This window comes from Paracoccus bogoriensis, assembly GCF_019431455.1.
GTDB classification, from domain to species: Bacteria; Pseudomonadota; Alphaproteobacteria; order Rhodobacterales; family Rhodobacteraceae; genus Paracoccus; species Paracoccus bogoriensis.
In genome coordinates, this window is sequence record NZ_JAHYSR010000025.1 from 1 (window position 1) to 18,191 (window position 18,191).

Sequence of the window (18,191 nt, forward strand, 5' to 3'; positions counted from 1 at the left end):
CGCTACGGCGCTATGGGAAAGCGCGCGTGCGGCCAGCGGGGCTACCCGTCAGCTACACCACCGGCGGGGAAACGACCCTGACGGCCCTGACGATGATCGCGGAAAACGGTGGATCAGCACATGCGATCATGGCTTGGGGCGGTCACAAGACGCTCGCCGAGGCGCAGCGCTACACCCAAGCGGCAGCGCTTAAGAGGCTTGGTTTTGGGAATGGAACAGGACCAGAACGAAGCAAACCCGGCCCGGATTCCTGTAAACCGGCGATAAATCGCAGCACAAACAAAACTTTACACGGCGGATGGTAGGCCCGGAGGGACTCGAACCCCCAACCAAGGCGTTATGAGCGCCCTGCTCTGACCAATTGAGCTACAGGCCCGCCGTCCATGCCGGGTTAATCCGGCCGCGCAGGCGGGTCAAGCACCTCAGGCGTTGCCCCGCCGTCCGGCTTGGGCTATCGCGTGCGAAACTCAGCCGGGGGCCTCCATGACGAAGAACGGGATCAGCTATCGCGACGCAGGTGTCGATATCGACGCGGGAAATGCGCTGGTCGAACGGATCAAGCCGGCCGCCGCCGCGACTCGCCGCCCGGGCGTGATGGATGCGCTTGGCGGGTTCGGGGCGCTCTTTGATCTCAAGGCGGCGGGCTATGACGATCCGATCCTTGTGGCCGCGACCGACGGCGTGGGCACCAAGCTTCGTATCGGCATCGACACCGGCCAACTGGATGGGCTGGGGCAGGATCTGGTCGCCATGTGCGTCAACGATCTGGTCTGCCAGGGGGCAGAACCCCTGTTCTTTCTGGACTATTTCGCCACCGGCAAGCTGTCGGTCGATGAGTGCGCCCGCGTCGTCGAGGGCATCGCGCGGGGCTGCAAGGCCGCAGGCTGCGCGCTCATCGGCGGCGAGACGGCCGAAATGCCGGGCATGTATCACGACGGCGATTTTGACCTTGCGGGCTTTGCCGTCGGCGCGATGAATCGCGGTGCGGCGCTGCCCTCGGGCGTGGCCGAGGGGGATGTGCTGCTGGGGCTCGGCTCGGACGGGGTCCATTCGAACGGCTATTCGCTGGTCCGCAAGGTTGCGGAACGCGCAGGGCTGGGCTGGGCGGACCAGGCGCCTTTTGCCGACGCGACCCTGGGTGAGGCGCTGCTGGTGCCGACCCGGCTTTACGTCAGGCCCGTTCTGGCCGCGATCCGTGCAGGGGGCGTGCATGGGCTGGCCCATATCACCGGCGGCGGCCTGACCGAGAACCTGCCTCGTATCCTGCCCAAGGGTCTGGGCGCCGATATCGACCTTGGCGCCTGGTCGCTGCCGCCGGTCTTTGCCTGGCTTGCGCAGGCGGGCGGAATCGAACAGGCCGAGATGCTCAAGACCTTCAACAGCGGCATCGGCATGGTCCTTGTGGTCAGCCCCGACCGTGCGGACGCGCTGGCCGCGCTGCTGGCCGAGGCGGGCGAGAGCGTGCATCGTATCGGCCATGTCACGCTGGGCGCGGGCATCCGCTATTCGGGTCGCCTTGCGTGAAGCGCGTCGCCATCATGATCTCGGGGGGCGGCTCGAACATGCTGCGCCTGATCGAGGACATGAACGGCGCCCATCCCGCGCGCCCGGTCCTTGTGTTGTCGAACGATCCGCAGGCGGGCGGGCTGGCGCGGGCGCGCGCCCTGGGCGTACCGGTGGCAGCCGTCGATCACCGCGACTTTCCCCGCGACCGTGAAGGCTTCGAGCGCGCGATGCTCGGCCCGCTGCTGGCGGCCGAGCCCGACATCATTTGTCTGGCAGGGTTCATGCGGATCCTGACACCGGGCTTCGTGCAGCGTTTCGCGGGGAGGATGCTGAATATCCATCCCTCGCTTTTGCCGAAATATCCGGGGCTGGATACCCATGCCCGGGCCATCGCCGCGGGCGATGCCGAGGCCGGGTGCAGTGTCCATGAGGTCATTCCCGAACTGGACGCGGGCCCGATCCTTGGTCAGGCCCGCGTTCGGATCCTGCCGGGCGATGATGCGGCCAGCCTTGCCGCGCGGGTGCTGGTCGAGGAGCACAGGCTTTATCCTGCCGTGCTGCGCCGCTTTGCGGCCGGGGACCGCACGCCCATCCTGATCGGTCCCTGAAGGCGAAACCGCCCGCGTTTTCAGGCGGGCGGTTCGGTTCGGCATGACGGATGATCCCTGAGGTTCCTCGGATCAGGTATCCCGTTCAGGCGCCCTTGTAGATATCGACCAGCTTCTGCAGCATCTCCAGCGCATCCTCGCGCGAACGCTGGAAGCTGTTGCGGCCGATGATCGAGCCATTGCCGCCGCCGTCGCGGATCGCGCGGGCATCGTCATAGACCGCATCCGCGCCCTTGGCCGCCCCACCCGAAAAGACCACGATGCGGCGGCCGTTGAAGCTGGCCTCCATGCAGTGGCGCACGCGAGCGGCCGGGCTGGCGATGTCGATGCCCTTCTCCTCATAGACCTTCCTGGCCTCGGGCAGCATCAGGTGGTCGGTGGGCAGCTTGATCTTGATGATATGCGCGCCGATCAGGGCCGCGATCTGGGCGGCGTAAGCGGCCACGTCGATGGCGGTCTCGCCGTCCTTGGTGATCGCCTCGCCGCGCGGATAGGACCAGATCACGGTGGCCACGCCCTTGGCGGCGGCTTCCTTGCGCATGGCGACGATCTCTTCGAACATGTCCAGCGCCATGTCCGACCCCGGGTAAATGGTAAAGCCGATGGCTGCGCACCCCAGGCGCAGCGCATCATCGACCGAAGCCGTGATCGCCTGATTCTTGCCCGCCGTGCCCGACATCAGGCTGTTGGCGCTGTTGACCTTGAGGATGGTCGGGATCTGACCGGCGAATGTGTCCGCGCCCGCCTCGATCATGCCGAGCGGCGCAGCATAGGCGTTAAGCCCCGCGTCGATGGCCAGCTGATAGTGATAATGCGGATCATAGCCTGCCGGGTTCGGCGCAAAGGACCGCGCCGGGCCATGTTCAAAGCCCTGATCGACGGGCAAAATGATCATCTTGCCGGTGCCCGCCAGCTTGCCGGTCATCAGCATCCGCGCAAGCTGCGCCTTCACGCCCGGCGTCTCGCCCTCGTAATTGGCCAGGATGCGGCGCACCGTGTCGGTCATCTGCATGAAATCTCTCCTCTGACGTTGCGGCTGGATAACATGCGCGTCCCTTGTCGCAATGCTGGTTACGCTAACAGAATCAGCGGATTGACCCATGTTGCGCGATTGCCCGATGCCCACCGGCGCAGCAGTCGGGCGCTATCATTAAAGTGCTCATCATTTGGCGTTAGAAATATTGGCATTTTCTTAACATATCCGATGCGAGGGCCATATTCGAGAAAGGAGATGTCATGTTCATGACCACTACCCTCGCCCATTACCAGTTGCCGCTGTTCGGCATCGCCTCGCCCGCGCTCCAGACCGAGATCGGCGCTGATCAGCGCAGCCTGTTCCTGCGCCCGATCACCGCAATCGGGTCGCTGGCCGAACCGGCGGGGGCCAAGGTGATCTCGGACCCGCAAGAATCCATCCCTGCGGCGGAGTTCCGCACATGGCTGAAATCGTTGCAACGATACGAGAACAGCGCACGGAAATCCGACGACGGCTCCAAGCCTGCCGAAGCTGTTCCCTCAAGTTCCGGCGAGGACGGGGCAGAACCTCGGCACGATGCGGCTTCCCCGACTGCGTCAGCCCAGTCCGAGGCGGCATCCCGGCAATCAGCCAGATCAGAGAGCGCACGCCCCGCCGAGGAAGCCGCGCCCGCCCCGAACGGCAGCAGCCAGACCACATCGAGCGGCGAATCACCCCAAGGGCAACCCGGCCTTATCGGCCGCGTCATCCGCTTCTGAACGCACAAGGGGCGGGTCTGTGCCCGCCCCCTCTGCCCTTGACACACGGCCTCAGCAGCGGCCTCAGCGGCGCGCCGCTTCCAGCGCGGCAACGCCGGGCAGAATCTTGCCCTCCATCCATTCCAGGAAAGCGCCGCCCGCTGTCGAGATGAAAGTGAAATCCCCGGCCACACCCGCCTTGTTCAGCGCCGCGACCGTATCGCCGCCCCCCGCCACCGAGACCAGCGCGCCCGCCATCGTCAGATCGGCCGCCGTCTTCGCCGCGGCATTGGTCGCCGCATCGAAGGGATCGATCTCGAACGCGCCAAGCGGGCCGTTCCAGATCAGCGTCTTGCAGGCAGTCATGGCCTGGCGCAGCGCCTCGACCGTCGCGGGTCCGGCATCCAGGATCATCGCGTCGTCAGGGCATTCACCGACCGGCAGGGTCTGGCTTTCGGCGCCCGCCTTGAACTCGCGCGCGACGACGATATCGACGGGCAGATGGATCTGGCAGCCGGTTGCCTCGGCCTTGCCCAGAATCGCGCGGGCCGTGTCGGCCATGTCGCGTTCGGCCAGCGACTTGCCGACCTCGATTTCTCGCGCCACAAGGAAAGTATTCGCCATCCCGCCGCCGATCACCAGATGATCGACCTTGTCCACAAGGTTCATCAACAGGTCCAGCTTGGTCGAAACCTTGGCCCCGCCCACCACCGCCATGACCGGGCGCTGCGGATTGCCAAGAGCCGCGTCCAGCGCCTTGAGCTCGGCCTCCATCAGCCGGCCGGCGCCTGCGGGCAAGAGCCGCGCCAGCGCCTCGGTCGAGGCATGAGCCCGATGCGCGGCGGAAAAGGCGTCATTCACATAGGCCCCCCCAAGTGCTGCCAGCGAGGCCGCAAAGGTCGCGTCGTTCTGTTCCTCGCCCGCGTGAAAGCGCGTGTTCTCCAGCAGCGCCACATCCCCCGGTTGCAGAGCAGCCACCGCGCGCTTTGCAACGCCACCGATGCAATCATCGACAAAGACGACGCTCTGGCCCAGAGCGGCTTCCAGCGCGGGGACGATCTGGCGCAGGCTCATCGACTCGACGCGCTGGCCCTTGGGGCGGTCGAAATGCGCCAGAAGGACCGGGATGCCGCCTGCGGCCTGGATGTCCTTGACGGTGGGAACGATCTTGTCGATCCGCGTCGTGTCGGTCACCTGGCCATTCTCGACGGGGACGTTCAGATCCACACGGGTCAGCACGACCTTACCCTGCAGTTCCATGTCGTCGATGGTGTTGAACTTGGCCATGTCGCATCCTTCCGGGCAATGAGGGCGTTGTCTGATGGCTTGTCCCGCATGGCGGGCGGCGCGTCAACAGCGGCGAAAGCCTGCCGGGGCGCGCGGTCGGGCAGCACGTCACGGTTTCGCGCGTTGCCCTTGGGCGCGTCAACGCCTAGATCATGGGGCAAACCAGGCAAAGGAGGGCCGCATGGCCGAGATCAAGGATCCTGAAAACACCATCATCATCGAGTTGAAGGACGGTCCCGTCGTCATCGAGCTGCTCAGCGATGTGGCGCCCAAACATGTCGCGCGGATGAAGGAACTGGCCCGCGCAGGTGCCTATGACAATGTGGCCTTCCATCGCGTGATCGAGGGTTTCATGGCCCAGACTGGCGATGTGGCGCACGCGAACATGGAAAGGAATTTCGACATCCGCCGCGCCGGAACCGGCGGGTCGGATCTGCCGGACCTGCCGGCCGAATTCTCGAAGCTGCCGCATGACCGCGGCACGCTTGGCGCTGCGCGCTCACAGAACCCCGACAGCGCGAACAGCCAGTTCTTCATCAACTTCAAGGACAATCATTTCCTGAACGGCCAATACACTGTCTATGGCCGCGTGATCTCAGGGATGGAGCATGTGGACAAGATCGCCCGCGGCGAGCCGCCCGCCAATCCCGACCGCATGATCAGCGTCAGGGTGGCCGCCGATGCGTAAGCTCGCCCTGATTCCCGCCGTCCTGACCCTGACCGCCGGCATGGCGCTGGCCCAGACGAACCCCGAGGTCGAGGATGGTCCCGGACCGAACCTGGTGATTGAACTGGCCGATGCCGAGGGCAATCCCAAGGGAACGATGGTGCTGGACCTTTTCGAGGACGTGGCCCCCGCCCATACCGAACGCCTGGTCGAACTGGCGCGTTCGGGCGCCTATGACGGCGTCGTGTTTCACCGCGTGATCGAGGGCTTCATGGCCCAGACCGGCGATGTGCAGCATGGCCGTCAGGGCGGTGACATCTCGATGGCGGGCACCGGGGGTTCGGAACTGCCCGATCTGCCGGCCGAGTTCAGCGACCTTCCCTTTCAACGCGGCACGGTGGGCATGGCGCGTGCGATGGACCCTGACAGCGCCAACAGCCAGTTCTTCATCAATTTCGATCGCACGCCCTTTCTTGACGGGGAATACACGGTGGTCGGCCAACTGATCGAAGGCTGGGAGGTTCTGGACCAGATCCGTCTGGGGGATCCGTCCCGCGCGGGCAATGGCCGGGTCGATTCGCCCGACTATATGGCCAGCGTTACGGTCGTTGAAAGCGCCGAGTAAGACAACCTGCTGAAAAGACAGGTATAAGGGGGCTGCAGCCCCCTTATTTCGCAGTTGCGGCATGACCGGCGCCTTCGCTAGACTGCCGCGTCATGGACACGCGCATCACATCCGAGATCACCCTGATCACCCCCTCGGCCGGGATCGTTCGTGCGCGGCACGGATGGCGGGCGAAATGCCTGCAGCGGCTGATCCGCATGGATCTTCCGGTCCCGCGCAGCTTTGCCCTGCCCTGCGAGACGGTTAGCGCCATCGCAGCGGGTCGTCCTCTGCCGATCGCGGATCTGGGCAGGATCTTCGAGGAGGGCAGCGGGCTGGTCAGCGTACGCCCCTCGGCGGTCATGCCGGATTGGGGCGGGCCGGGCACGGTTCTGAACGTGGGCATCAACGATGCGCTTCATGCCGACCTGGCCGCGCGAATCGGCCGCGCCAATGCCGATGCGCTGTATCTGTCCTTCGTGCAATCCTACGCCATCAACATCGCGCGGCTTGATCCCGACATGTTCCATCACGAGGGCGAGGGCGCTCTGTCCCGCGCCCTTGCCGCCTTTGAATCCGAGATGGACGAGCCCTTCCCCCAGGACCCCGCGCGCCAGCTGGCCGAGGTTCTCCGCTCGATGGCGCGGGCCTGGGACGGGCCGACCGCGCGGCTTCTGCGTCAGGCCAAGGGGGCGCCCGCCGATGCGCCGCTTGGGTTGGTAATCCAGGACATGGCGCTTGCGCTTGGGCCGGGTCTTTGCGGGTCGGGCACGATCCAGTTCGCCGATCCGGTCACTGGCACGCCGCGCGTGACCGGCCGCTTCCGTGGGCAAAGCCACGGCACGACCGTCGGCACGGGCGCCGAGACGCTGTATCTGACCCGCGACGAACGCGGCCCTTCGCTCGAGGAGGTCTCGCCCCAGACCTTTGCCGATCTGATCCGCTTCGGCATTGCCGCGCGCGAAAGGCTGCGCGAAGAAATGCTGATCGAATTCGTGGTGACGGATGGCCGCGTCTCGGTCATCGACGCGACACGGCTGGCGCGCAGCTCGCGCGCAGACGTGCGCATCGCCGTCAGTCTGGCGCGCGACGGCGTGATCCCGCCCGAAGAGGCGCTGATGCGGATCGAGCCGCGCGCACTGGCCGATCTGCTGCATCATCAGGTCGATCCGCGCGCGCCCCGCGATCTGATCACGCGCGGGATCAATGCCAGCCCCGGCGCCGCGACAGGCCGGATCGCGCTGACCGCCGCCGCTGCCCAGGCTGCCAGTGCCCGCGGCGAGCCCTGTATCCTGGTGCGCCGCGAGACCGTGCCCGAGGATATTCGCGGAATGCACGCCTCGGTGGGGGTGCTGACAGAACGCGGCGGCACGACCAGCCACGCCGCCGTGATCGCGCGTGGTCTCGGCCTGCCCTGCATCGTGGGCGCGACCGGTATCCGGATCGATCTGCGCAACCGCACGCTGATGGCGGGCGGGCGCGAATTCCGCGAGGGCGACGAAATCACCATCGACGGCAGTTCGGGCGAGGTGCTGGCGGGCGCTGCTGCCCTGCTGCCCCCGGCGCTGGACGACAATTTCACCCAGCTTCTGGCCTGGGCCGACGAGGCGGGCGGGATCGGCGTGCGCGCCAATGCCGACACCCCCGAGGACGCGCTGGTCGCCCGCCGGTTCGAGGCGCAGGGGATCGGGCTCTGCCGGACCGAGCACATGTTCTTTGACGGCGAACGCCTGCCCGCCATGCGCGAGATGATCTTTGCCGACAGTGCCGACGACCGGCGGCTGGCGCTGGCGCGCATCCTGCCCATGCAGCGCGAGGATTTCACGCGCCTCTTCGAGATCATGGCCGGTCTGCCGGTGACGATCCGCCTGTTCGACCCACCCTTGCACGAATTCCTGCCCCATGACCGCGAGGGCCTGCGCGAACTGGCCGAATCGATGGACATGCCCTTGTCGGACGTGACCCGGCGGGTCGAGGCCCTGTCCGAATTCAATCCGATGCTGGGGATGCGCGGCGTCCGTCTGGGCATCACGATGCCCGAAATCTATGACATGCAGGCTCGCGCCATTTTCGAGGCCACGGTCGAGGCCAGCCGCAAGGGCGATCCCGTCGTGCCCGAAATCATGATCCCCCTGGTCAGCGCCATGCGCGAGGTGGAACTGGTCAAGACCCGAATCGACTCGGTGGCCTCGGCGGTGCGCAATGAAAGGCGGGCCGATTTCACCTACAAGCTGGGCGTGATGGTCGAGACACCGCGCGCGGCGTTGCGGGCGGGCGATATCGCGGCACATGCCGCCTTTCTGTCCTTTGGCACGAACGACCTGACACAGATGACTTATGGCCTGTCGCGCGATGATGCCGGGCGTTTCATGGGCACCTATGTCAATCAGGGCGTCTATGCCGAAGACCCGTTCCACGTGCTGGATCAGGATGGGGTCGGGGAATTGCTGCTGACAGGGGCGCAACGCGCGCGGCGTCAATCGCCCCATATCACCATCTCGGTCTGCGGCGAGCATGGCGGCAACCCCGAATCGATCGCTTTCTGCCACGAGGCGGGCTTCGATTACGTGTCCTGTTCGCCCTTCCGCGTGCCGATCGCGCGGCTGGCGGCGGCACAATCGGCCATCAGGGCTCGCTTGACGGGCGCTCTTGATTGATTCTGGCTGCAACAGCCTGAAAAAAGGTCCGAAATAGGCTCTATACAGGACCGGGCAGGCCAAAACCTGCCTTTTTTGCTGAAAAGGATTGGCGGATTCCCGCCGGTTTTCTCGCGAAACCGCACTTCAGCCCGACTCACGCCGATGTGGGATGGCCCATGCAGCCGCGAAAAACCTAGTCAGTCCCCCCGATACGGTGCCGGGGCTCTGCTCGTCCCGGTGACGTGTTCACGACCTGTCAACAGGTTGACGCTATACAGGACTGACCATGCCAAAGCTGCTTGAACGGCTGGCTTGCGCGCTTTTATGCGCCATAGCCGCCTTGCCACTTACGACAGAAAGCGCCGCCGCAGGGGGAAGCGGTTCGCTCTTCACATCCGATGCCGCGCTGTTCGGCCCCTCCGCGTCTGCCACGATGGCCGCGATCCGACTCGAAGCCTCGGCCCGTTCCCCGCTCCTATACGCCAATAGCGATGCTGTGAAGGTGAAAACCACGCCGTCCGCCAATCCCGAGGAACTTTCTCTGGCCAGTGCCGGGCCTGCTGTCCGGACAGTGTCCCAAGCCGATCTGGAATGCATGACCGAGGCGCTTTATCATGAAGCGCGCGGCGAAGGCGCGCGCGGCCAGCAGGCCGTCGCCGAGGTGATCCTGAACCGCGTGGACAGTCGCGCCTTCCCCTCGTCGGTTTGCGGCGTCGTGCGCCAGCCCAGCCAGTTCAGCTATCGCAATCGCGGCGTTCCGCCGATGAACAACCGCGCCGCCTATCAGCGCGCCCGCGCCATCGCCGAGGCCGCCCTGTCGGGCCAGCCCCGCACCCTGACCGGCGGTGCGACCTACTTCCACACACCCTCTGTGCGCCCCGCCTGGTCGCGCCGCTTCGAACGGACGACCCAGATCGGCAGGCACATCTTTTACCGCGACAATGCACGGCTGGCCTCGAACTGAGGTTGCGGCGCGACAGGGCTTGCCGTGGCGCCGGATTTGCTGTGAATGGCGGGTATGGAGCATCCCGACCGCATCTTTCTGCGCGATCACGTCGTTTCGGCCGAGATCGGCGCCTTCCAGTCCGAGCGTGGCCGCCAGCAGCGGCTGCGCTTCAACCTGCTGGTGGACCTGCGTCAGACGGTCAGCGGCGCCGACGATCATGTGGACGCGGTCCTGTCCTATGATGTGCTGACCCAGGCGGTCGCCACGGCGCTTGCCGATCAACGCTACAACCTGGTCGAGACGCTGGCCGAACGCATCGCCGCCGAGGTTCTGGCGCATCCCCGCGCCGCCCGGATCGAGGTGACGGTCGAAAAGCTGGACCGCGGCCCCGGCGCGCTAGGCGTCTCGATCACGCGCGATGCGGCACGGGTCTCGGCCACCGGCACCAGGACTGCCGCGCGTGTTCTTGTCTGGCTGGCGCCCGCGCCCGAACGCGACTCGCCCGCGATCCCGCGCCGGGGCGAGGCCGCGATCATCGTGCCGGACGCGCCGGGCCTGCCGCTGCCGCAGGGGGGCTGCCCCCGCCGGATCGCGCTTCTGGCGATGGACCAGGCTGCCTGGGCGCTGGCCGGCCTGACAGGGCTGGAGGTTGCGGGCACGCGGACCGAACTGGACGCCGCAATCCACGCGGAAATGCCCGTGATCTGGGCGCCTGCCAGGCTGGCCGCCGACACCCCCGAGGCCGGTTTGACGCCCGCACAGCTTGGCTTCTGGCTGGCGCGACGGATCGAGGCGCAGCGCGTCGATTTTGCCCTGCCGCCCCACACCTGCCTGCCTGACCCGCCCGACGGCGCCAATACGCCGGTCGGCCGGATCACGGTCTGAGCCGGCCCCGCGATGCGACGGGAATATTTCCGCCCCATACCCCAATCGCGGACGGGACGCTGGCGCCTTGCAGGGGGCTGGACGCATTTTGATCGGTTCGAGCGTCTTTGCCGTGACGCGCCCCCCCGGATCGTGGACGACGCGCCAGAGGATGTGATCGCCGCCCTGACCGCCCCTCGCGCGTCGCTCATGGGGCTTGCGATGGACCGGCCCCGTATCATGGGTATCGTCAACGCCACGCCCGACAGTTTTTCCGATGGTGGCCGCTATGATCCGGTCAGCCATGCGCTGGCGCTGGCCCGCGCTGGCGCCGACATTCTGGATATCGGCGGCGAATCCACCCGGCCCGGTGCGCTCGAGATTCCTGCCAGCGACGAAATCGCCCGCATCATGCCAGCAATCCGGGCCGCATCGGCGGTGGCGCCGGTCTCGGTCGATACGCGCAAGGCGGCCGTCGCCGGCCCCGCGCTCGAGGCGGGTGCGGGAATGGTCAACGATGTGTCAGGGCTTGATTTCGATGCGGCCCTTGCGCCTCTGGTCGCCGATCGGGGCGCGGCACTCTGCCTGATGCACGCGCAGGGTCTGCCGCAAACGATGCAGGATGACCCGCGCTACGGCGACGTGCTGCTGGACATCTATGATGCGCTGGCCGAACGGATTGCGCGCGCCGAAGCGGCGGGCATCCCCCGCGCACGAATCCTGGTCGATCCCGGCATCGGTTTCGGCAAGACAGAGGCGCATAATATTGCGATCCTGCGGCGGATTTCGCTGTATCATGGGCTGGGCTGCCCGATCCTGCTGGGCGTCTCGCGCAAGCGTTTCATCGGCACGATCGGCGGGGCCGCGCGGGCCGAGGATCGCGGGCCGGGCACGCTGGCGCTGACGATGATGGCGCTGGAACAGGGCGTGCAGCTGCACCGGGTGCATGACGTGGCCGATCACGTGCAGGCGCTGCGGCTTTGGGCTGCGATCAACGACGAAGAAGGAGCAGGCGCATGAGCCGGAAACTCTTTGGCACCGACGGGGTGCGCGGGCGGGCGAACAGCCATCCGATGACCGCCGAGATGGCCCTGCGCTTGGGCGCCGCCGCCGGGCGCTATTTCCGCCGGGACGGGCGGAACCGCCATCGCGTCGTGATCGGCAAGGATACGCGGCTTTCGGGCTACATGCTGGAGAACGCGCTGACCGCAGGCTTGACCAGCACGGGGATGAACGTGCTGCTGCTGGGCCCGTTGCCCACGCCTGCGGTGGGATTTCTGACGCGCTCGATGCGGGCGGATCTGGGGATCATGATTTCGGCCAGTCACAACCCGGCCGAGGATAACGGCATCAAGTTCTTCGGCCCCGACGGCTTCAAGCTGTCCGACGAGGCCGAGGCCGAGATCGAGGCCATCGTCGCAGGCGAGATCCAGCCCGCCCAGCCCGCCAATATCGGCCGCGCGAAGCGGATCGAGGACGGGCGCGGGCGCTACATGGAATATGCCAAGACCACTCTGCCCGGCGGGCTGCGGCTGGACGGGCTGAGGGTGGTTCTGGATTGTGCCAATGGCGCGGCCTATCGCGCCGCCCCCGAAGTGCTGTGGGAACTGGGCGCCGACGTGATCCCTCTGGGTGTCGAGCCGGACGGGTTCAACATCAATGACGGCGTGGGCAGCACCCACCCCGAGGCCTGCGCGGCGGCCGTGCGCGACCGTGGCGCCGATCTGGGCATCAGCCTTGACGGTGACGCGGACCGGGTGGTGATCGTGGACCAGCATGGCGCGATTGCCGATGGCGACCAGATCATGGCGCTGCTGGCCGGGCGTTGGGCCGAGCAGGGGCGGCTGGCCCGTGGCACTCTGGTCGCCACGGTGATGTCGAATCTGGGCCTGGAGCGGTTCCTGAACGGACGCAACCTGCGGCTGGAGCGCACGAAGGTCGGCGACCGCTATGTGGTCGAGCGGATGCGCAAGGGCGGCTTTAATCTTGGCGGCGAGCAATCGGGCCATATCGTGATGACCGACCATGCGACGACGGGCGACGGTCTGATGGCCGCAATGCAGGTTCTGGGCGCGATGGCCGAGACAGGCAGGGATGCCGCAACGCTGGTGCGGCAATTCGATCCCGTGCCGCAGATGCTAAGAAATGTGCGCTATGCGGCAGGGGCCGATCCGCTGGCGGCCGATCCCGTGCGGCGCGTCATCGCGGATGCCGAAGCGCGGCTGGCCGGGTCTGGGCGTGTGCTGATCCGCCGCTCGGGGACCGAGCCGCTGATCCGGGTCATGGCCGAGGCCGAGAACGAGACGACCCTGCGCGAGGTCGTTGAGGGGATCGTCGCGGCGGTCGAGGCCGCGGCCTGATCGCCCCTGGCGAAAGCGGCGGGGGCCAGCCCCCGGACGCCCGGGATATTGGGACCAAGGCAAAGGATCAGGGGGTCTCTGCGGTCGGGTCGTGGTCGTAGAGCCAGTCGAAGCGTGAGGGCATCAGTTTTGGCGCAAGGCGACCGATCATCCTGAGTGCGTTATGGCCGATGAGGCGCCGCGCGCCCGAAAGGTGGTAGTTTCTGGCATTGGCATTGGCGGCCGCGACGATGCGGCGGCAGCGCGGCTCGCGCAATGCCTGATAGCGGGTCATCGCGGCGGCGGGATCGGGGTCTGCATCGAGGCAGGCGGCCAATGTCCAGGCATCCTCGATCGCCATGACGCCGCCCTGGGCGAGGAAGGGCAGCGTGGGATGGGCTGCGTCTCCGACGAGCGCGACGCGGCCATCCTGCCAGATCCGCGCAACATCGTGGCGGAAGAGGCCCCAGAGATGCGCGGTCTCGACCCGCGCCAGCCAGTCGGGGACCGGACCCCTCAGGGCGGCAAAGGCATTGCGCATGGCCTGCGGGTCGCCGGGCTGGGACCAGCCCTCGTCCTGCCAGTCGCGGCGTTCGAGCACTGCAACGATGTTTCTGAGTCCATCTGCCAGCCGGTAGCTGACCAAGTGCCGTCCCGGCGCCATGTAGAGCCGCGCCGTGGTGGGGCCGGTGCCGTCATCGGGGATGACCGCGCGCCAGGCCGTGTGGCCGGTAAAGAAGGGCACTTCGCGGCCATTCAGCACCTGACGGGTCACGCTGTGAAGTCCGTCGGCGCCGATCACGAGGCCATCGGCCGGGATGGCCCTTGCCGGCTGGCCGAGTTTCAGCCTGACACCCGCCTGCCCGGCGGCGCGGGCCAGGCATTCGATCAACCGGGCGCGATGGATGACACGGAAATCCGCATCCGGTCTGCGGGCCCGGAAATCGAGCCGGATGACGGGCCTTGCCCATTGGTCGTTCAGTTCGACCGCGAGGCTTGGCAGCGAGGCGGCGCGAATCGCCTCGCCCAAGCCGAGCGCGTCGATGACACGCATCCCGTTCGGGGAAAGCTGGATGCCGGCGCCGATTTCGGTCAGTTCCGGGGCGCGTTCGAGAATCGTCACCTCGGCGCCGCGCCGGGCAAGGGCGATGGCGGCGGTGAGGCCGCCGATGCCCGCCCCGATCACGCTGATCCCTTGCCCCGCCAGATGGCCCATGCCCCGCCCTCCGTCGCAGCGGCCGCCAAGGGGCGGCTTTCGGTCAATCGTCGCGGTGCACGCGTTCCTTGCGTTCGTGACGCTCTTGCGCCTCGAGCGTCATGGTGGCGATGGGACGTGCGTCGAGGCGGCGCAGGCTGATCGGCTCTCCGGTCATTTCGCAATAGCCGTATTCGCCGGTCTCGATCCGGCGCAGGGCGGCGTCGATCTTGGCGACCAGCTTGCGCTGGCGATCGCGCGTGCGCAACTCGATGGCGCGGTCGGTTTCCTCGCTGGCGCGGTCGGCCAGGTCGGGCACGGCGCGGGCGCTGTCTTGCAGGCCTTCCAATGTCTCGGCCGAGAGTTCCAGCAGCTCCTGTTTCCAGGCTTCCAGCTTGCGCCGGAAATATTCGAGCTGACGCTCGTTCATGAAGGGCTCGTCCTCGGCAGGGCGATAGTCCTCGGGAAGGAAGGTCTGGGCTTTCATACGTCCTCCGGCGGCGCCGGGCGGATCAGAAATTCCGGCACCTTGCGCGTCCCCATAAAGTATGACGTGTAGCTTGTCACTAGGCTGGGAACTGTGTTGATGCGTATTGTGCAAATCTGTTCCGGTCCCGCACGCGCCCCAAGCCGAACCCAGTCCGCAGAGGAGAAATTGGATGCAATTTGCTGGCACCGCCCGCTATGTCGCCCCGCCGGAACTGGCCCTGGCCGTGAATGCCGCCGTCACGCTGGAACGCCCGCTGCTGGTCAAGGGCGAGCCCGGCACCGGCAAGACCGAACTGGCCCGCCAGGTCGCCGCCGGGCTGGGCCTGCCTTTGATCGAATGGCATGTGAAATCCACGACCCGCGCCCAGCAGGGGCTTTACGAATATGACGCGGTCAGCCGGTTGCGCGACAGTCAGCTTGGTGATCCACGCGTCCATGATGTCGCGCATTACATCCGCAAGGGCAAGCTGTGGCAGGCCTTCGAGGCCGAAAGCAGGGTCGTCCTGCTGATCGACGAGGTGGACAAGGCCGACATCGAGTTTCCCAATGACCTGCTCCAGGAATTGGACCGGATGGAGTTTCATGTCTATGAAACCGGCGAGACCGTGCGTGCGCGTCACCGGCCCGTGGTCATCATCACTTCGAACAACGAGAAGGATCTGCCCGACGCCTTCCTGCGCCGTTGCTTTTTCCACTTCATCCGCTTTCCCGATGCTCAGACCCTGCGTGCCATCGTCGAGGTGCATTACCCCGGCGTGAAGCCGCGCCTGCTGGACGAGGCCCTGCGGCAATTCATCGAACTGCGCGAGGTGCCGGGCCTGAAGAAAAAGCCCTCGACCAGCGAATTCCTGGACTGGCTGAAGCTGATCCTGGCCGAGGATCTGGCGCCCGAGGATCTGGCCCGCGATCCGGCCACGATGCTGCCGCGCCTGCATGGCGCGCTGCTGAAGAACGAACAGGATGTGGCGCTGTTCGAGAAGCTGGCCTTCATGGCCCGGCGGCAAGGCCGCTGAGGCGGGCCGGCGCAAGGTCCAGGGGAATGCAGCCGCGATTTTCCTCCCCAGCAGGGGCTTTGCCGTTGCCCGGCGCGCAGCGGGGGCATTAGGGTCGGGCTGCTTGCCGCGAGGAGGACAGAATGAGCGACAAACAGGGTTTCGACACTTTGGCAATCCATGCGGGGGCCGCGGCCGATCCCGCCACCGGTGCCCGGCAGGTGCCGATCTACCAGACCACCGCCTATGCGTTCCGCGACGCCGACCATGCCGCGCGGCTGTTCAACCTGCAGGAGGTGGGCTATATCTATTCGCGCCTGACCAATCCCACGGTTTCGGCCTTGCAGGCGCGCATCGCCGCGCTGGAAGGGGGTGCCGGTGCGGTCTGTTGTTCCTCGGGCCATGCGGCGCAGATCATGGCGCTGTTTCCGCTGATGGCACCGGGGCGCAACATCGTCGCCTCGACGCGACTTTACGGCGGCACGGTCACGCAGTTCAGCCAGACGATCCGGCGCTTCGGCTGGTCGGCCACCTTCGTCGATTTCGACGATCCCGACGCGCTGCGCGCCGCGATCAATGAGGATACGCGCGCGATCTTCTGCGAATCGATCAGCAATCCGGGCGGCTATGTCACCGACATTCCGGCCGTGGCGGCCATTGCCGACGCGGCGGGTATCCCGCTGATCGTGGACAACACGCTGGCCACGCCCTGGCTCTGTCGCCCGATCGAGATGGGCGCCACGCTGGTCGTGCACAGCCTGACGAAATACATGACCGGCAACGGCACCGTCACCGGCGGGGTTGTCGTGGACAGCGGCAAGTTCGACTGGTCGGCCAGCGACAGGTTTCCCAGCCTGTCAGCGCCCGAGCCCGCCTATCACGGGCTGGTCTTTCACCAGACCTTCGGCGCGCTGGCCTTCACCTTTCACGGCATCGCCGTCGGCCTGCGCGATCTTGGCATGACGATGAACCCGCAGGGCGCGCATTACACGCTGATGGGGATCGAGACGCTTGGCCTGCGGATGGAGCGTCATGTCGCGAATGCACTTGCCGTGGCCAGATGGCTGGAAAACGACCCCCGCGTCGAATACGTGACCTATGCCGGGCTGGAAAGCTCGCCCTGGAACGCAACGGCGAAGCGGCTTTATCCGCGCGGGGCGGGGGCCTTGTTCACCTTTGCGGTGAAAGGAGGCTACGAGACTGCGGTCAAGGTCGTGGGCGCGCTGAAGCTGTTCAGCCATGTCGCCAATCTGGGCGATGCGCGGTCGCTGGTGATCCATTCGGCTTCGACCACGCACCGCCAGCTGACCGAGGCGCAGCAGCGCGCCGCAGGCGCTGCGCCCGAGATCCTGCGCCTGTCGGTGGGTCTTGAGGATGTCGCGGATCTGATCGCGGACCTGGATCAGGCGCTGGCCGCCGCGACGGCGTGAACCGGCAGGGCGCGCGGCGTGATCCGCGCGCCCATCCTCCGCGCGCCTGTTCTCCGCGCGCCCGTCCGTCCTGACAAATCAATCCAGCGGCGTGCAAGCGCCGTCGCCGATCAATGCGTATTCGATCTCGACCGCGGCCTGCATGGTCAGCTCGCCCGGTTGGACGGGGGTTGCGACATTGTCCATCGCCGCCTCCATCCGCATCATCGGGCGCGGACCGTCATGGCCACGCGGCTGATCGCGCAGCGACAGGACGGGGCCAAGCGTCAGGCCTGCGGCCTCGGCCAGGATCTCGGCCTTGCGGCGGGCATCGGCGACCGCGTCGCGGCGCGCCTCGTCCACGGCGTCAAGCCCGTTCTCGCGGCTGAACTCGATGCCACGGATTTCGTTCGCGCCGGCCTCGACGATGGCGTCCAGCACGCCGCCCAGCCCGGCAAGCTCGGTCACGCGGATCGCCACGACATTGCTGGCCTGATAGCCGGTCACGCGCGGCGCCTGACCGTCGCGGTAATCCATCAGCGGACTGAGATTCAGCCCCGAGGTCTGGATGTCGGCATCGGCCAGACCCGCGCCGCGCAGCGCCTCGATCACGGCGTTCTGCTGGCTGGCGTTCTGGCGCATCGCCTCGGCGGCGCTGTCCGCTTGCGTCGTCACACCCAGATGGACGGTCGCCAGATCGGGCGCGATGCGGGCCTGTCCCTCGCCCCAGACGGCAAGCCGCGACGGGCCGTGATCGGCCCCGCAGGCCAAGGCGGGCGCCTGCGCCAGGGCCGGCACGGCCAGCGACAGCGCAAGCGCAGCGACGGACAGAGGCAGAGGCCGGAAGAACTGCGACATGGATTGGTCCTTTTCGTTCACAGGCAGGAATGGCGACACACTGCCGCATTGGCTTGGGACATGCCAATCACGGAA

Annotated in this window: 17 protein-coding genes, 1 tRNA gene and 1 pseudogene; 13 read left to right on the forward strand and 6 right to left on the reverse strand. The window is 66.7% G+C overall.

All coding sequences use genetic code 11. The features are described from left to right. Nucleotides 1-305, forward strand: a pseudogene (locus tag KY389_RS12115) (hypothetical protein); the annotation flags it as partial. Here KY389_RS12115 and KY389_RS12120 read toward each other — a convergent pair. Beyond that, nucleotides 300-376 (reverse strand) — tRNA-Ile (locus tag KY389_RS12120). The pseudogene KY389_RS12115 and the gene KY389_RS12120 sit on opposite strands and share 6 nt — an antisense overlap. A gap of 107 nt (nucleotides 377-483) precedes the next feature. Between KY389_RS12120 and purM the strand changes: the two genes are divergently transcribed. Both purM and purN read left to right on the forward strand, forming a co-directional pair. Next, nucleotides 484-1,524 carry a phosphoribosylformylglycinamidine cyclo-ligase gene (gene purM / locus KY389_RS12125; RefSeq protein ID WP_219831256.1) on the forward strand — a complete coding sequence of 347 codons (1,041 nt, stop codon included), beginning with the start codon at nucleotides 484-486 and terminating at the stop codon, nucleotides 1,522-1,524. After that, the gene (gene purN, locus KY389_RS12130; RefSeq protein ID WP_219831257.1) at nucleotides 1,521-2,114 is read left to right on the forward strand and encodes a phosphoribosylglycinamide formyltransferase; all 594 of its coding nucleotides are present in this window, start codon (nucleotides 1,521-1,523) and stop codon (nucleotides 2,112-2,114) included. Before purM ends, purN begins: the two co-directional genes overlap by 4 nt. Before the next feature lie 85 nt (nucleotides 2,115-2,199). Here the strand turns inward: purN and KY389_RS12135 are convergent, their stop codons facing one another. Continuing rightward, on the reverse strand, nucleotides 2,200-3,126 hold the full coding sequence (locus tag KY389_RS12135; protein ID WP_219831258.1) for a class I fructose-bisphosphate aldolase: 927 nt from the start codon (nucleotides 3,124-3,126) through the stop codon (nucleotides 2,200-2,202). A 224-nt stretch (nucleotides 3,127-3,350) separates the two neighbouring features. Here KY389_RS12135 and KY389_RS12140 point away from each other — a divergent pair, with 224 nt between their 5' ends. Further along, nucleotides 3,351-3,848, forward strand: a complete 498-nt coding sequence (locus tag KY389_RS12140; protein ID WP_219831259.1) for a hypothetical protein — start codon at nucleotides 3,351-3,353, stop codon at nucleotides 3,846-3,848. A gap of 63 nt (nucleotides 3,849-3,911) precedes the next feature. Here the strand turns inward: KY389_RS12140 and KY389_RS12145 are convergent, their stop codons facing one another. Next, on the reverse strand, nucleotides 3,912-5,114 hold the full coding sequence (locus tag KY389_RS12145) for a phosphoglycerate kinase (protein WP_219831260.1): 1,203 nt from the start codon (nucleotides 5,112-5,114) through the stop codon (nucleotides 3,912-3,914). A 181-nt stretch (nucleotides 5,115-5,295) separates the two neighbouring features. Between KY389_RS12145 and KY389_RS12150 the strand changes: the two genes are divergently transcribed. The 7 genes from KY389_RS12150 to glmM all read left to right on the forward strand — a co-directional run bounded on the left by KY389_RS12150 (nucleotide 5,296) and on the right by glmM (nucleotide 13,194). Then, nucleotides 5,296-5,802: a peptidylprolyl isomerase gene (locus KY389_RS12150; protein ID WP_219831261.1), complete on the forward strand. Its 507-nt coding sequence runs from the start codon at nucleotides 5,296-5,298 to the stop codon at nucleotides 5,800-5,802. Then, nucleotides 5,795-6,406 carry a peptidylprolyl isomerase gene (locus KY389_RS12155; RefSeq protein WP_219831262.1) on the forward strand — a complete coding sequence of 204 codons (612 nt, stop codon included), beginning with the start codon at nucleotides 5,795-5,797 and terminating at the stop codon, nucleotides 6,404-6,406. The genes KY389_RS12150 and KY389_RS12155 overlap by 8 nt, the downstream gene beginning before the upstream one ends. A gap of 92 nt (nucleotides 6,407-6,498) precedes the next feature. Further along, nucleotides 6,499-9,042 carry a putative PEP-binding protein gene (locus tag KY389_RS12160; RefSeq protein ID WP_219831263.1) on the forward strand — a complete coding sequence of 848 codons (2,544 nt, stop codon included), beginning with the start codon at nucleotides 6,499-6,501 and terminating at the stop codon, nucleotides 9,040-9,042. A 484-nt stretch (nucleotides 9,043-9,526) separates the two neighbouring features. Continuing rightward, nucleotides 9,527-9,988 (forward strand): cell wall hydrolase, encoded by a 462-nt coding sequence (locus KY389_RS12165; RefSeq protein WP_343222953.1) that lies wholly within the window; start codon nucleotides 9,527-9,529, stop codon nucleotides 9,986-9,988. A gap of 45 nt (nucleotides 9,989-10,033) precedes the next feature. Next, entirely contained in the window at nucleotides 10,034-10,855 is an 822-nt protein-coding gene (locus tag KY389_RS12170) for a dihydroneopterin aldolase (protein WP_246588098.1), read from the forward strand. 12 nt (nucleotides 10,856-10,867) lie between these two features. Continuing rightward, the gene (gene folP / locus KY389_RS12175; RefSeq protein WP_219831264.1) at nucleotides 10,868-11,854 is read left to right on the forward strand and encodes a dihydropteroate synthase; all 987 of its coding nucleotides are present in this window, start codon (nucleotides 10,868-10,870) and stop codon (nucleotides 11,852-11,854) included. Beyond that, entirely contained in the window at nucleotides 11,851-13,194 is a 1,344-nt protein-coding gene (gene glmM, locus KY389_RS12180) for a phosphoglucosamine mutase (protein ID WP_219831265.1), read from the forward strand. The genes folP and glmM overlap by 4 nt, the downstream gene beginning before the upstream one ends. Nucleotides 13,195-13,261: 67 nt before the next feature. On the opposite strand, the gene KY389_RS12185 is transcribed toward glmM, so the two are convergent. Both KY389_RS12185 and dksA read right to left on the reverse strand, forming a co-directional pair. Continuing rightward, nucleotides 13,262-14,389: an FAD-dependent monooxygenase gene (locus KY389_RS12185; RefSeq protein ID WP_219831266.1), complete on the reverse strand. Its 1,128-nt coding sequence runs from the start codon at nucleotides 14,387-14,389 to the stop codon at nucleotides 13,262-13,264. 43 nt (nucleotides 14,390-14,432) lie between these two features. Next, nucleotides 14,433-14,855 (reverse strand): RNA polymerase-binding protein DksA, encoded by a 423-nt coding sequence (gene dksA / locus KY389_RS12190; RefSeq protein ID WP_219831267.1) that lies wholly within the window; start codon nucleotides 14,853-14,855, stop codon nucleotides 14,433-14,435. A 172-nt stretch (nucleotides 14,856-15,027) separates the two neighbouring features. On the opposite strand from dksA, the gene KY389_RS12195 reads away from it, so the two are divergent. Further along, on the forward strand, nucleotides 15,028-15,870 hold the full coding sequence (locus tag KY389_RS12195) for an AAA family ATPase (RefSeq protein ID WP_219831268.1): 843 nt from the start codon (nucleotides 15,028-15,030) through the stop codon (nucleotides 15,868-15,870). Between the two features lie 122 nt (nucleotides 15,871-15,992). Further along, the gene (locus KY389_RS12200) at nucleotides 15,993-17,279 is read left to right on the forward strand and encodes an O-acetylhomoserine aminocarboxypropyltransferase/cysteine synthase family protein (RefSeq protein ID WP_219831269.1); all 1,287 of its coding nucleotides are present in this window, start codon (nucleotides 15,993-15,995) and stop codon (nucleotides 17,277-17,279) included. A 78-nt stretch (nucleotides 17,280-17,357) separates the two neighbouring features. Here the strand turns inward: KY389_RS12200 and KY389_RS12205 are convergent, their stop codons facing one another. Further along, nucleotides 17,358-18,116 carry an SIMPL domain-containing protein gene (locus tag KY389_RS12205; RefSeq protein WP_219831270.1) on the reverse strand — a complete coding sequence of 253 codons (759 nt, stop codon included), beginning with the start codon at nucleotides 18,114-18,116 and terminating at the stop codon, nucleotides 17,358-17,360. Nucleotides 18,117-18,191: the final 75 nt, after the last annotated feature.

Bases quoted from the DNA above. Each gene is read 5' to 3' on its own strand.
- KY389_RS12185 (WP_219831266.1), bottom strand. From the start codon at position 14,389: ATGGGCCATCTGGCGGGGCAAGGGATCAGCGTGATCGGGGCGGGCATC.
- KY389_RS12140 (WP_219831259.1), top strand. From the start codon at position 3,351: ATGTTCATGACCACTACCCTCGCCCATTACCAGTTGCCGCTGTTCGGC.
- KY389_RS12170 (WP_246588098.1), top strand. From the start codon at position 10,034: ATGGCGGGTATGGAGCATCCCGACCGCATCTTTCTGCGCGATCACGTC.
- KY389_RS12155 (WP_219831262.1), top strand. From the start codon at position 5,795: ATGCGTAAGCTCGCCCTGATTCCCGCCGTCCTGACCCTGACCGCCGGC.
- KY389_RS12150 (WP_219831261.1), top strand. From the start codon at position 5,296: ATGGCCGAGATCAAGGATCCTGAAAACACCATCATCATCGAGTTGAAG.
- glmM (WP_219831265.1), top strand. From the start codon at position 11,851: ATGAGCCGGAAACTCTTTGGCACCGACGGGGTGCGCGGGCGGGCGAAC.
- KY389_RS12135 (WP_219831258.1), bottom strand. From the start codon at position 3,126: ATGCAGATGACCGACACGGTGCGCCGCATCCTGGCCAATTACGAGGGC.
- purM (WP_219831256.1), top strand. From the start codon at position 484: ATGACGAAGAACGGGATCAGCTATCGCGACGCAGGTGTCGATATCGAC.
- KY389_RS12205 (WP_219831270.1), bottom strand. From the start codon at position 18,116: ATGTCGCAGTTCTTCCGGCCTCTGCCTCTGTCCGTCGCTGCGCTTGCG.
- KY389_RS12195 (WP_219831268.1), top strand. From the start codon at position 15,028: ATGCAATTTGCTGGCACCGCCCGCTATGTCGCCCCGCCGGAACTGGCC.
- KY389_RS12200 (WP_219831269.1), top strand. From the start codon at position 15,993: ATGAGCGACAAACAGGGTTTCGACACTTTGGCAATCCATGCGGGGGCC.
- KY389_RS12160 (WP_219831263.1), top strand. From the start codon at position 6,499: ATGGACACGCGCATCACATCCGAGATCACCCTGATCACCCCCTCGGCC.
- dksA (WP_219831267.1), bottom strand. From the start codon at position 14,855: ATGAAAGCCCAGACCTTCCTTCCCGAGGACTATCGCCCTGCCGAGGAC.
- folP (WP_219831264.1), top strand. From the start codon at position 10,868: ATGCGACGGGAATATTTCCGCCCCATACCCCAATCGCGGACGGGACGC.
- KY389_RS12145 (WP_219831260.1), bottom strand. From the start codon at position 5,114: ATGGCCAAGTTCAACACCATCGACGACATGGAACTGCAGGGTAAGGTC.